General features: G+C 45.1%; 10 protein-coding genes. 4 read left to right on the top strand and 6 right to left on the bottom strand.

What is annotated here, in order from left to right:
* Positions 1 to 239 precede the first annotated feature (239 nt).
* The gene (locus KWJ01_RS21165) at positions 240 to 1082 is read right to left on the bottom strand and encodes a universal stress protein (RefSeq protein WP_224999110.1); all 843 of its coding nucleotides are present in this window, start codon (positions 1080 to 1082) and stop codon (positions 240 to 242) included.
* An 857-nt stretch (positions 1083 to 1939) separates the two neighbouring features.
* Between KWJ01_RS21165 and KWJ01_RS21160 the strand changes: the two genes are divergently transcribed.
* Positions 1940 to 2323 (top strand): universal stress protein, encoded by a 384-nt coding sequence (locus KWJ01_RS21160; protein WP_224999109.1) that lies wholly within the window; start codon positions 1940 to 1942, stop codon positions 2321 to 2323.
* Between the two features lie 69 nt (positions 2324 to 2392).
* Here the strand turns inward: KWJ01_RS21160 and KWJ01_RS21155 are convergent, their stop codons facing one another.
* Both KWJ01_RS21155 and KWJ01_RS21150 read right to left on the bottom strand, forming a co-directional pair.
* Positions 2393 to 2782 (bottom strand): hypothetical protein, encoded by a 390-nt coding sequence (locus KWJ01_RS21155; protein WP_224999108.1) that lies wholly within the window; start codon positions 2780 to 2782, stop codon positions 2393 to 2395.
* A gap of 34 nt (positions 2783 to 2816) precedes the next feature.
* The gene (locus tag KWJ01_RS21150) at positions 2817 to 3695 is read right to left on the bottom strand and encodes a universal stress protein (RefSeq protein ID WP_224999107.1); all 879 of its coding nucleotides are present in this window, start codon (positions 3693 to 3695) and stop codon (positions 2817 to 2819) included.
* Positions 3696 to 3934: 239 nt separating this feature from the next.
* On the opposite strand from KWJ01_RS21150, the gene KWJ01_RS21145 reads away from it, so the two are divergent.
* Together KWJ01_RS21145 and KWJ01_RS21140 are read left to right on the top strand one after the other, a co-directional pair.
* Positions 3935 to 5821 carry a TIGR00341 family protein gene (locus KWJ01_RS21145; protein WP_224999106.1) on the top strand — a complete coding sequence of 629 codons (1887 nt, stop codon included), beginning with the start codon at positions 3935 to 3937 and terminating at the stop codon, positions 5819 to 5821.
* Between the two features lie 89 nt (positions 5822 to 5910).
* Positions 5911 to 7017, top strand: a complete 1107-nt coding sequence (locus tag KWJ01_RS21140; RefSeq protein WP_224999105.1) for a mechanosensitive ion channel family protein — start codon at positions 5911 to 5913, stop codon at positions 7015 to 7017.
* Positions 7018 to 7225: 208 nt separating this feature from the next.
* Here the strand turns inward: KWJ01_RS21140 and KWJ01_RS21135 are convergent, their stop codons facing one another.
* A complete protein-coding gene (locus KWJ01_RS21135) occupies positions 7226 to 10138 on the bottom strand; it encodes a UPF0182 family protein (RefSeq protein WP_224999104.1) in 2913 nt (970 codons plus the stop codon).
* Between the two features lie 31 nt (positions 10139 to 10169).
* Here KWJ01_RS21135 and KWJ01_RS21130 point away from each other — a divergent pair, with 31 nt between their 5' ends.
* The gene (locus KWJ01_RS21130; RefSeq protein WP_224999103.1) at positions 10170 to 10313 is read left to right on the top strand and encodes a hypothetical protein; all 144 of its coding nucleotides are present in this window, start codon (positions 10170 to 10172) and stop codon (positions 10311 to 10313) included.
* Between the two features lie 57 nt (positions 10314 to 10370).
* Here KWJ01_RS21130 and yiaK read toward each other — a convergent pair whose 3' ends face one another.
* Positions 10371 to 11411: a 3-dehydro-L-gulonate 2-dehydrogenase gene (gene yiaK, locus KWJ01_RS21125; protein ID WP_224999102.1), complete on the bottom strand. Its 1041-nt coding sequence runs from the start codon at positions 11409 to 11411 to the stop codon at positions 10371 to 10373.
* 91 nt (positions 11412 to 11502) lie between these two features.
* The gene (locus KWJ01_RS21120; protein WP_224999101.1) at positions 11503 to 12999 is read right to left on the bottom strand and encodes an ATP-binding cassette domain-containing protein; all 1497 of its coding nucleotides are present in this window, start codon (positions 12997 to 12999) and stop codon (positions 11503 to 11505) included.
* Between the last annotated feature and the right edge of the window lie 39 nt (positions 13000 to 13038).

Here is a 13038-nt window from a genome sequence, read left to right as displayed (position 1 = left end):
TTGTACTTGACTCTAGAAGTTGATAACAAGTAGAGTACCATTAGCTTTAATCCATACGCACGTTATTTCAAGCAGGGAATGTTTCTGAGGGGGACTGGCTGCTGGGTGAGTGTCTTTTCTTGAATTACCTCAATCAATTGATAAAAGCAGGGAATGGCATTCCAGATATAATCAGGAATGCCATTCCCTGCTTTCAAACTACTTATGAGAACGTTCAGGTAAACTTGCATTGTAACTGTTTAAACCACCTCATGGGCTTTCACCACCTCTTTATTGATGCTTAGTACGGGCTTTCCGGAGTAGTTAAGGGTATAGTCGATCAGGTTGTTGAATAATGGCTTTCTGCCATGGATGATCAGTGCGATCAGATCTGGATTGAGGTGTTCGCAGAACCTCACCAGGCCACCATCAAGACTCTGGTAATTGTATGTGCTTACCGAGCCGATCTGCTCCGGACACTGGGCAGAAAATTGCTCTAGCTTTCTGCTGATGGTTTCTGAATCTGTAAAATACATAGGGCTGTTGATGTATACCAGGTGCAGGGTAGCCTCCACAGCTTTACAGAACGCTGCCACCTCCTGGAACTGCGGTAGTGCTTCTTCTCCAAAGTCTGAGGTAAACACCACATTGGCGAGCCTGAAGTTTTGAACAGGATTTTTAACCACCAGCACTGGTACAGGCGCCTGGCGTGCAATTTTCTGTGACATTGAGCCTATCAGGAACTGCTTAAAACCACTGATGCCATGGGAGCCCATTACAATAAAGTCATTGCCGTGTTTTTCCAGGTGATGTAGTATTTCCAGATGGCTTTCGTCATAGCAGATAAACCTTTTGGCGCTTACACCTGCTTTATCGGCCTGGGAAACAAGGTTATTTAAGGCTATGCTGGCTTTCCTAACCCTGCTTTGGGTGTCGGGATACATCTTTTCAGCATAATCCATCAGGTACATCCAGTCTTCAGGAACTGATATCAGGTGGAGAAAGTGAATTTCTGCACCAGTTTTTTGTGCAATCGTAATGGCTGCCTTAGTTGCAGAAACGGCGCATTCCGAGAAGTCGGTGGGTACTAAAATGCTTTTCATGAGGGGATAAGTTTGAGTGAAAATGTATAGCCTGTTGGTCTTTGGTTGCTGCTTACCTGCAATACACAAGCTTTATTCTTCTACAGGATGCTCAGCAAAATTTCGAAGCTCGAAAACAAAAAAATGCATACCTGCCTGAAGCAAATTCAAAAAGCTAGGTGCAAAGACAGGTCACCTGAAAAGCAACGATTGAATAGCCTACTGCTATCACTTTGTGGAGCGTCCGTCATCATCAGCTGATGCAAAACGGATAACAACCAAATATCAGCCAAACCATTGCCGGATGAGTTATGCAAGAATGGCAGATATTAACTGAAGGCGCTCTATACTTGGCTGGCAAGTCAAAAATTATTAGCAGCCAGAGCAGCATAAAAGATTGCCTATGCCTCAAATTAAGAAAGACCTGATCAAGGAAATATGATAAAAGTCTGCATGGCAGCTGATCTTTGTCAACTGGGCGCAATTAGAAGAAAATGGTTTATATCAGGCATGCAGCTTATCAGCGGATGTGGGGCTGTTCAAGCCCAATGTGCACATTACACCCAAAACTGCGCCCATCTGCAGAATACTGATCATTCTGAATTACTACCATCTGCTGTGCTTATATACTATAAATAGTTGTTCAAATGGAGTAAACCATACATGCTTAAGCATTTCCTATAATAACACCTTTGCATTGCCTGTTAGTAATTATTTATTGTAAGGCATTGTAAATTAGGGTGAACCATATTGCCCACTGAAAGATATACCGGCTCATTCAGCCGAAAAAGGCAGGATTATATTTTGATATTGTGATATTGGTCATATTTTCTTACATGCTGAAAGGGGAAATTTGTGAAATTGCTAACAGGAGGTTCATGATGAATAAACTACAGATGATTTTGATGCCGGTTGATTTTTCAAACGCCACGCAGAATGCAGTGCGCCATGCCAACAGTATCCTTGAGAAGCATCCAGCAGAAGTGGTGATGGTGTATGTGAATACACCGGAGCAAAAGCAGCAGGAGCAGGATATTCAAAAGATCTTTAAAAGTTTTGAAGTAAGTACACTAAAAGAGGCTTCCACTCATTACAGGTTTGAGGTACTGAATGGTGAGCTGTTGAATGAGCTGGCAAACGCAACACTTAAATACAAAGCAGATCTGGTGATAATGGGACTAAGGGAAAGGATTCCAGACATTGCGCTTGCCTCTGAACTGATGCGCATGCGGAAAAAATCTAATACGTTAGCACCTGCCTGATAATTCCTTAGGTTAATCTTCCTGATTTTTTTGTCTGCTTAAGCACTGCAGGGTGGAGCATTGAACCCCCTATAATTTTACCTTTTCCAGGATGCCTGTTAACAGCAGGATAATAGCAAGTACCATAAAGAGAGGTTGCAGCAAGGAATGAGCAGGAATAATCAGCAACTGCACGATTAACCAGGCCAGCAGGATAGCGCCAGCTGTGGTACACATAAAAGGATAATTCCTGGAGTGAAGCATGCCAGAAAAAGCCGTTATCAGGCTGAAAAGCCCAATGGCTACGCAAAGAAAAATACCGGGTATCAGGTAGTTGCTAAAGGGGGAGCCGTTCAGCCATGATAGCTGCATTTGGTTCAGGACTCCTGATGGATCTAGTACCAGTGGTATACCGCCCCAAAGTGCCGCAAAGCCAATAAAGAATAGGACCAGAATACTCCCCCTGTGCAAGATTCTCATGACTAAAGATTTAATGTGCTGGCTACTGTTGCCTTTAGTGTGCAAGCCCTGCTACTTTGTGTGCTTTGGTTTTTGCTTTGCCCAAGGCCGGTAAAGCTAACAGGGGTACATGCGTGTTGAGTGCCATTTCTTTGGTTATGCTGGTGTGGATTAGGGAGTACCAGAATCCTGGTTTATGCGGTACCATAACCAATAGATCTGCCTGATATTCCTCCAGTCCTCTTTTTATACCCTCCAGCACACTCTCTTCGTGTACAAAGCGGTAGGTATGTTTAATTCCCCGCAGCAGCTCTTCCATGTTAGGAGCATGCCCATGTACTTGTTTTTTAGTAGTTGAAGGCATCATTAATCCATCGCCTTTCTCCACATGCAGTATCTGTACCTGGGCTTTATAAGCAGCGGCTATTTCATAGATTGCTTCCAGTCTGCTGTTTTCAGACAGGTACTTATAATCACAGGCAAAAAGCAGTCTCCTGATTCCCCTGAATGTGGCATCTTCAGGCACTACCAATACAGGAACCTTACTGTGCCTGATTACCGAAGTGGTGAGGGTGCCGAGTACTTTAGTGAGCATTGATCTGTTTTTTATCCCCAGTACCAACAGGTCTGCCTGTTTCTTTTTTACCTGCTTTCTCAAACCATCCAGTACCAGGTCGGTGGTGCTTACACACTCCTCAACAATGCCATAGGTCTCTGAAATCCTGGTACCAATTCTATTAATGCGTTCCCCATTTTCCCTGATCAGGTCATCAACATCGGGAAAAGTATCCGGAGCAGTGGCTGGTGCCAGTGCAAGGTTAAAGGCATTATATATTACGAGCTTAGCTTTTAAGCCCTTTGCCAGGGCTGCAGCATATTCCAGTGCATTATTAGCACTTTTGGAATAGTCGGTTGCGATCAGTATTGTTTTCATGGCTAAAAAATTTAGTTCTCATCTTTATTTCTGGTGAAATAAGCAGAGGGTAAAACCGATTTTTTCACTAATCGTGTAAAGAAATTTAAATGTTGAAAAATTGTAAAACCATGACATTGAGCATACTTGAAAATGATCTTTCTCGCCTTTCCGGTACCCCGCCGATAAAAGCAGGAATGATTATTAAAGCTGTTCAGAACATATACACGTATTAGTAGATTATCTTAAGAAAATTATTGATGAAGAGTATTGTCCTGCTTTATGATGAGTCTATGGCTGAAACAGTCAAAGATGAAATCATACCACTTTTTCAGCAGCATTTAAAAATTCACGCACCTTTCAAAAACAGCATAGATATTCACCTGGATGACAATGATCTTATTGTTACCTACCTGCCAGATGAGTTACTGAAAGAACTGCTACCCATTGTGATTGACCGGAAACTGAAAATTGGCTTTTTGCCACATCCTGCTATGCTCAATGCACGGTTGGGCTTTGGTATTTCTGAAGACCTGGAAGTGGCAGTCAATAACATCATCCACACAGATACAGCCCAGCATGTTGATATGCTGATGGTGAACGGAAGACCTTCTTTTGATACTGTAGTGATAGGGCAGTCGCTAAGCTTTGTGTATGGAAGCACAGAGCTTAAAAAAAGCAGGCGAATAATGGGAAAGGTTAAAAACTTTTTCAGGCTTTTCAAAAGTGTACAGCTGAAACAGTATACCCTGGAATTTCAGCAAAAAGGCCACCAGGAAAAGCAAACGATTAATACTGCTGCACTCGGTATGTTCATCGTTCAGCACGGCGGCAGTTCTTTGATTTCCAGAAAGATCATCAAAGAATCTTTTTCTAATGATGGTATGATGAACAGCCTGGTACTGGCACCTGAAAGTGTATTAGGTTTGGTGAAGTTCGGGCTGGTAAGCTTATTCCAGTCACAGAAAAATACACGGCTGCCTCCCTTTGCTGCACATATCAGAACGAACAAAATTAAGATATACAGCAAGGAGCCCATGAACCTTTCTGTTGACAATGCCTTGCTGAGCGCAAAAGAGGTTGAGCTGGAGGTGGTGCCTAAGGTGATTCAGGTGGTTCCGGGAGTGCACCTGAAAACGATAAACCAGGGAAGCAGTAAAGAGGTCTTTAAAGTTCAGATGTTGCCTATAGGTGAGCAAAGGGATGAACTACTGAAGGGACCGCTTCCGCTGATCAACCATGCCACCACCGACCAGTTTAAAGATCTGTTTACCACATTAAGGGAAAATGCCAGGCCAACCTCCAGCTACCTGGTGCTAATGTTTCTTTCCACCTTTATTGCCACCCTGGGCTTATTCGGAAACTCATCGCCGGTGGTGATAGGTGCCATGATACTGGCCCCGCTGATGTCGCCCATTATTTCTCTTGCCATGGGGGTGCTGCGGCAGGATAACATGCTGATCAGGAGCAGCCTGAAATCTATTGGCTATGGTATGCTGGTAGGCTACCTCTGTGCCATACTTATTACGCTGATGACACCTTTAACTGCGAGCAATTCACAGATCCTAAGCCGGATCAGGCCTAACTTGCTTGATTTATGGATAGCAGTGGGCTCGGGTATTGCCGGTGCTTATGCCCATGCAAAAAAAGAAATTGCCAAGACCCTTGCAGGTGTAGCCATTGCTGTTGCCCTTGTGCCGCCCCTGGCGGTATCGGGCATAGGCGTGGGCTGGATGAACTGGAATGTATTTTCCGGTGCATTACTACTCCTGATGACGAACCTGGCAGGCATTGTTTTCGCCGCTGCCATTACTTTTCTTTTTCTTGGCTTCAGTCCCTTCAGGCTGGCTAAAAAAGGTCTTATTATCTCTGTCGTTTTTATGCTGGGCATCAGTGCTCCGCTGGCTTTTGGGTTTTCAAGGATGGTAAAGGAAACCAGGATCACCCAAAACCTGAATGGGCGCACAATAGATCATATGGTGTTAAGGGATGTGAGCATTCGGAAAATGGATCCCTTACGCTTATCTGTTACCATTTTTACTGATAAACCCCTTGATGAAGTTGAGCTAAGAAAACTGAAATCAGAAATAGAAAGCCTCTTGGATGAAGAAGTAGAACTGGAGATAACCATTGGTATTAAAATGTAAAGAGAGGACTCTTCTTTATTATGTGGCAGGGAAGGAAGGGAAAAGCAATTGCCTTTGTATATTGGCTTTTTTAATGAACCTGTACCGAAATGAACGAAGTACTGGAAAGAACATTCTATCAAAACACCCTGCAGGATTACCTTATTGCTTTTGTAATTACAGTTGCTGTTCTGTTGCTGATTAAATCTTTTCGCAGTGTAATCCTTAGTCGTATAAAAAAATGGGCCGAGGGCACCCAAACCAGCTTTGATGATTTTGTTGTTGTTAGTTTTGATCGCTTTGGTATTCCTATTCTCAATATAGGAGCCTTATACATGGGGCTCAATTACCTGGTGCTATCACCCAGGGTAGCCCGTATCATAGCGATAGGAGCAACGATAGCTATTACCATTCTGGCGATACGTTTTTTATCAAATACCGTGGTGCTCCTGATGACTGCTTACCTAAGACGCAGAAATCATGAGGAGGAGGATGTCAACAATTTTGGCGGCCTTAAACTGATCATCAACATTGTGATATGGTTTATTGGCCTTGCTTTTTTGTTTGATAACCTGGGCTATGATCTTACGGCCATCATCGCCGGCCTTGGGATCGGGGGTATTGCCATAGCCCTGGCGGCACAGAACATTTTAGGCGACCTTTTCAACTATTTTGTAATATTCTTCGACAAGCCTTTTGAGGTAGGCGACTTTGTAGTGGTAGATGATAAGAATGGCGTTATAGAACACATCGGTATTAAAACCACAAGAATCAAAACATTATCAGGAGAGCAGCTTGTTTTTGCCAACAGCGATCTTACCAGCTCCCGCATTCATAATTTTAAGCGAATGCAGCAGCGCCGGGTGCTCTTTAAAGTTGGTGTTACCTATGACACTCCCCTGGAGAAGTTAACCCAACTGCCAGCGGTAATCAAAGGCATCATACTGGAGCAGGACCCGGTAAGTTTTGACAGGGTACATTTTCAAAGTTATGGAGATTCCAGCCTTATTTATGAAATTGTGTATTATGTGCTAAGTTCAGAATACAATACATATATGGATATCCAGCAAGCCATCAATCTGCGTATCTATGAAGAATTTCAAAAGATGGAGATATCCTTTGCTTTTCCTTCACGCACGCTTTACCTGGCAGGGCAGCCCAATTTTAAAGCGGCAGTAACACTGGAAAATGCTGGTAACATCAACAAGCAGGGCTGATTTAATTCAAGGTAGCAGAGGGATTATTGTTGAAGAGCCGTTTGAATGATCTTTCCCCAATGTGGCTATGATGTTGTGAAAATAAGTGCTGTATTTGAGCCTATTAGTATGCCAGTGGGTAGCAGGTGGGTGTAGCCAGAGCATACCGGAAGAATAAATAAAAGCAGGCCAGGCATCGATACCCGGTGCCTGCTTTTTAATTTTCTAACTACTGCTGTTCTCTTTCCAGTGCCTCCAGGTTTTCCTCCAGTCTGTTTAGGGCTTCTGAGGCACGCTGAAAATCTTTTTCGCCGGTATAGCGGAGGTAGTCTTCAAAGGCCTGGTTAGCAGCCCTTATACGCTCATTCAAGCCCTGTGGTATTGCCTGCTGCGGAGTAGCTTGATTATCTGTTGTTTCCGCTGTAGCTGCTGTTTCTTCTCCGTCAATCAGCTCACTGGCTCTTTCTGCAACAGCTGCATCAGTACCTGCCAGTACTTTTTGCAGCGCTGCTTCAAAGGTAGGGGCATAGGCCATGTTGTCGTTGTGCATTACCACCACCAGCCTCAGCTCGGGGTAGGCAGCAGTTTCTGCCTGCAGGTAGATGGGTTCAACATAGAAAAGGGTTTCATTAACAGGTATGGCCAGCACATTACCTCTTATTACATTGGATCCCCGCTGGTCCCAGAGCGAAAGCTGCGACGACAGGTTTGGATCCTGGTCAATTTTGGTTTCTACCTGTTGCGGGCCAATTACACGTTTGTCCTTTGGAAAGTTGTAAGCCAGCAGCTGGCCGTAGTTTTCCGGATCGCACATACCTGCCAGCCAGCCATTGAGCACCTGCCGGTTTTTGGGTGTAAAAGGCATCATCAGCACAAAAGAATGTTCCTCCGCCTCGGGCAACTGCCACATAATGTAGTAAGGCTCTACCGGCTGTACCCTGTCGTAGTATTTTTCAGTTGCCCTAACCCACAGGTCTTCCTGGTTATAGAATACTGTTGGGTCCATCATATGGTATTTTGCATATACTATACCCTGTACCAGCAAAAGATCCACAGGGTAACGGATGTGGTCAAGCAAACTTTGGGGCATTTCCTGCCAGGGTTTTAAAAGGCCGGGTATTATGTTATTCCAGGTCTGGATGAGTGGGTCTTCCTGATCGAACATATAAAAATCCACAGAACCATTGTAGGCATCCACCACTACCTTCACTGAATTTCTGATGTAGTTCACACTCCTTAGCGACTGCCCCACACCACGCTGTACCTCTGCCTGTTCCTGTCTGCGGATGTCGCTTTCTATGGTTGCATAGGGCTGGCTGTAGGGGTAGTTGTTAGAGATGGTATAGGCATCTATCATCCAGTACAGTTTGCCCTCTGCCAGTACGATATAGGGGTCGTTGTCGAACTGCAGAAAGGGAGCCAGTCTGCTAACCCTTTCCCTGATGCTTCTGTGAAACATAATGCGGCTGTCTTTCTGCGGATAGCCTGAGAACAGCAGCTTGGTTTCGTTGAATTTATAGGCGAATAGAAACTGTTGCCAGTAATTGTCGAGCCGAACACCACCGGTACCATCGTATTTGTTATAAACATTGTTGTCGCCACTTGGGTAATCAAACTCTTCTTCTGCAGAATTGGCTACTACATACCCGTCTTCATTTTCGCCATAGTAGATCCTAGGCTGCTCAACGGTAAGTTCAGGGAATTTGCTGACTGGTGGTATGTTACTAACCAGCAGTTCTGGCAGACCGCTTGCTGTGAACTCGCTTACATTATTCAGTACCACACCAAACCCATGGGTGTATTTGAACTTTCTGTTTACAAAAGTCTGGCTTTGCGCCGGCAGGTTATTTACATCCATTTCCCGGGCAGAGATCATCACCTGGTTATACTGCCCGTTGTAGCGGTAGCGGTCAATGTCTATGTCTTCAAACTCATAGTACAGCCTGAATTCCTGGAACTGCTTGTATACTTCATCAAGAGCCCTGTAATCCCACAGGCGTATGTTGGAAAATATACCCATATTTTCCTCCACTGTTTGCCTGTTGAAGGTGTTAACAACAGGGTACTCCCGTTCCTGTATCTTGTTTAAATTAAAAGCCTCCCTGGTAAACTGTATGTTATTAATGATGTAGGGTTGTTCCAGGGTAATTTCATTTGGGTTAACCTTGAAATTCTGAAACATAGCCGGAATTATCGTTAAAGAAACAAACCACACAAGCGCCAGAAACGCCATCAGTGCCAGCAGAAAACTCCCCGGATTACCGCCAATCAGTCTGAAACGACCTGCCAGCCAGTAGCGTAGCCTGCCACGCAGGGGCGATATGATCAGCAGCAAACCAAACAGCACACATACGCCAATTACCACCCACATCATGGGCAGGCGAACGTTTACATCTGTCCAGCCGGGGCCATATACTACGCCACTGCCGGAGTACATCAGCTCAAAACGGTCGAGGTACTTTTTGCCGGCCAGCACCAGCAGAAAAAAGCCAGCATTTGTTAACAGCGGATTATAAAGAGCAGGATCTACAAAGGAGGAAAAAGCCTGCTGATTCCAGCTGAAATTCTGCCACCTGTTTGGATCCATAATTCTGCGCCAGCTATCAGGATCAACAAACACTACCAGGAGGGAGGCAAGGATGGCAATGGTAAATAATGCAAGGAGCAGATTTAGTACAGCATTATAAAGTGGCAGACTGAAGAGGTAAAAGCTGGTAGTCATCCCAAAAATGGGATCAGTTACTTCCGTAGGTACTTTATTGATGTAGAGCAGCAGCAGGGGCCAGTTGGCCCAGCCCCAGTTCATGGCATATAATGCCCCCAGGAGCATTGCCAGGTATCGGATCCACTTTCTTTCATGTGATATGCCAAGCAGCACCAGCCAAACCACCAGTGCCCCAATAAGCAAACCGGCCGCTGCAGCAGCCCATTGTGCCAGCTCCAGTTTCCAGAAGCGATCTGTGTAGCCAAGGGAATCAAACCAGAGTTTTTCCCCCCAGAAATTTATAAACCAGAAGAAAACAAGCACCAGCAGCAGAAGAATTATACCAACAGTGATTTGAGAAGATTTACCCTTTCTGATTCCGGTGAAAAAAACGGCTCCGGAGCCTATGAGTAACAGCAGGTAGATAAGACTAAACATAAAAATGGGTACGGTTACTGATTATTAACCAGTGTTTAACGATCTGGTTAAAAATAGGGAAAAATTAACAGCCCTGGCTCTTCTGAAAGGTTTATGTTTAATTCAGCTGATGCAGCAGGCTGCTGCTGCTGGAAATAGATTGAAGTATGAGCCGGAAAATCAAATATCAATGTAAGTATTAGGGGCAGGTACAGGTTGAGCAAGTGTTAAGGCAAAATATAAGTGTATGCTGCTAGAGCATGGTTTTTATCTCTTCCCAAACCCTGATGTTTACGGGAATCCCTTTTTGCAGATTCTGCTCCCTATCTTTTAGTACGCGCTCACCCGGGTAGCGTATGTTGCTGTTCTCATCTGCTGGTTGTGAGGCATGGTAATCGTCTATAATAGTATTTACAAGCTGATGGATGGTTTGGTGATGGGAAAGTCGTTTAGTATCTATGGCAATGAACACCTGAGAAACACTGTGTTCTGCTTCTTTTTTGCTGATATCTGCAGTAGATAATCCACCGGACAGAAGGGTGGCCAGCAGGTCTAACAGGAGGGAGAGCCCGGCACCTTTCCAGTAACCGGCTGGTACTACCCGGCGTGTTTGGAGAATAGCATCCGGATCAGTAGACAGTTCTCCATTTTGATCCCAGCCACCAGGCACAGGCAATGCTTTTTTCTTAAGCTGCTGTGCTTCCAGGGAACCATAGGAGTATTGCGACATGGCCATATCAAGCACTATGGCTTCCGCTCCATAAGGAAGCGCCACTACCAGGGGGTTGTTGCCCAGTTTATTTTCTGTAGCACCCCAGGCTGGCATATTGGCAATGGTGTTGGTCCAGCCAATAAAAACAAAACCTTTCTTTGCCGCCCTCCAGCCATATGCACCTCCACGCATCCAATGGTTGGTATTTGCCAGTGCCACACAGCCCATGCCATACTTCTGGGCCAGTTCCATGGCGCGATCAGTACACTGCAGTGCGTTTAGGGGGCCGGGGGCCAGCATGCCATCCCACTGCTCCAAAGCTGCCGAGCTGTGTTTGCATACTCCTTTCTCCTGTGGCTTTACCCATCCCTTTTGGGTGTATTCAATGAAGCGGGCAAAGCGGTTTACTCCATGGGTGTAAACACCTTCCAGGCTATTCTGCATGAACAGTGCAGCTAAGGTATCGGCATCAGCTTCTGAATAATTGTTCTTCAGGAGTATCTTCAGAAAGGTTTCCTCCAGCTGCTGATGAGGTATGCGAATGCTGTCCTGGGTGGAAGCGGATTCTTGTGAGCCTGCCATGTTTAATCTGTTAAGATAGGTTTAGAGATGCTAATGATTTTTTATAGTGCCTGCAGGGCAAGAGGTTTTAACCCTCTTGCGCTTGGGTAGACTAAACAACCCTGCCACGCTCCAGCCTTAAGGTATGGGTAACGCATTGGGGAATTTCGTGCTGATAATGACTTACATAAATAAGGGTAGTATTACCCTTTTGACAGATTAAATCTACCACTGCCTTAAAATGTTCCTGCTGATGGCTGTCAAGGCCCTGCACCGGTTCATCCAGGATCAGCAGGGGCGGGTTTTTAACAAGTGCCCTGGCCAGCAGGCACAGGCGCTGTATACTGGCAGAAACATGTCTGAAGGTTTTACTCCCAAACTGTTCAATTTCCAGCAGCTGCATCCAGCGGCGGGCAAGGTTAGTGCTTTCAGGGCTCTGGAACCGGAGAAACCCCAGGGTCTCATGAAATCCTGATTCCACAACCTGCAGGCAGCTACTATCCGTCGGGAAATACTGAAACAGTTCCGGAGATACAAAACCAATTTTTTTCTTGATATCCCAGATAGATGCTCCATGGCCTTTTTGCACATCGAACAACACAATATGGTTGGCATATGCCTGTGGGTTATCTGCATTGATCAGACTCAGGAGCGTTGATTTACCTGCACCATTATGCCCCAGCAGTGCCCAGCGTTCACCCTGCTCTACCTTCCAGTTTATGTTATCCAATACCACCTTACTGCCATAGGTAATGCTAACCTCTTTCATTTCTATCATTGTGTTGTAGTTGCCGAAGGCATTGATAGCTAACAGCCTCTCCAGTTCCCTGGTATCGATATCAGGTGATGCAACAGCAGGCACTTCTTCAGCAGCAAAAGAAGATTTTGGCAGCTGCCTGGTGATCTTTCCATTCTCCAGCATGGCTATGTGCGTTATGGCATCCGGAATTTCCGTAGGGCTAGTCGTCATCACCACCTGTATGCCTGAATCAATAATCTCTTCAAGAAGAGTATTAAAATCTTTCCTTGCCTCCACATCCAGCCCGCTTAGCGGATTGTCCAGCAGCAGCAAAACAGGGTTGCGCAGGAGGGCAGCAGCAATGAGCAGTCGTTTGGTTTCACCATTCGATAACATAATGAGCTGCTTGTCCTGCAGGGGTATTAGTCTTAAGCGTTCTATCGTGTACTGGTAATTCCAGACAGGGGAGGGGAAAAGTGCCTGCTGCGATAAGAGGTAGTCTTTTACCGATGGCAGGTTTTCTACATCGGCAGCATTGAAGCGCTGCTGGTAGTAAATTTCTGTAGTATTAGAAAGGGTACGGAAGTTATGCCTGGAAGAGATGAGGGCAATGAATTGTCTCCACCTGATGAGTGGATCTGTGATCCTGTTTTTCTTAACCAGCTGATCAAAGAAAGGATAGCTGGCCTCGCCATTTACAATATTAAAACTGCCTGCAATAGTTTCCAGCAGTGCAGTTTTGCCTGAACCGCTGGGGCCGGTAATTGCCCAGTTATGGCCTTTTTCAATTCTAAAGTCCAGGTTTTCAAATATTAATTTATCCAGATACCTTACGGTGATTCCATCAAAGGAAACGAGGAGATCATTCATGCTTTGCCAGTTAGTAAAAGCAGCAGCAACTGCAATTTT

This window comes from Cesiribacter sp. SM1, assembly GCF_020178975.1.
Classification (GTDB): domain Bacteria; phylum Bacteroidota; class Bacteroidia; order Cytophagales; family Cyclobacteriaceae; genus Cesiribacter.
This window is presented reverse-complemented; position numbering and strand designations above follow the sequence as displayed.

Coding starts and splice junctions, on each gene's coding strand:
- KWJ01_RS21160 (WP_224999109.1), top strand. CDS start 1,940: ATGATGAATAAACTACAGATGATTTTGATGCCGGTTGATTTTTCAAAC.
- yiaK (WP_224999102.1), bottom strand. CDS start 11,411: ATGGCAGGCTCACAAGAATCCGCTTCCACCCAGGACAGCATTCGCATA.
- KWJ01_RS21150 (WP_224999107.1), bottom strand. CDS start 3,695: ATGAAAACAATACTGATCGCAACCGACTATTCCAAAAGTGCTAATAAT.
- KWJ01_RS21145 (WP_224999106.1), top strand. CDS start 3,935: ATGAAGAGTATTGTCCTGCTTTATGATGAGTCTATGGCTGAAACAGTC.
- KWJ01_RS21120 (WP_224999101.1), bottom strand. CDS start 12,999: ATGAATGATCTCCTCGTTTCCTTTGATGGAATCACCGTAAGGTATCTG.
- KWJ01_RS21140 (WP_224999105.1), top strand. CDS start 5,911: ATGAACGAAGTACTGGAAAGAACATTCTATCAAAACACCCTGCAGGAT.
- KWJ01_RS21165 (WP_224999110.1), bottom strand. CDS start 1,082: ATGAAAAGCATTTTAGTACCCACCGACTTCTCGGAATGCGCCGTTTCT.
- KWJ01_RS21135 (WP_224999104.1), bottom strand. CDS start 10,138: ATGTTTAGTCTTATCTACCTGCTGTTACTCATAGGCTCCGGAGCCGTT.
- KWJ01_RS21155 (WP_224999108.1), bottom strand. CDS start 2,782: ATGAGAATCTTGCACAGGGGGAGTATTCTGGTCCTATTCTTTATTGGC.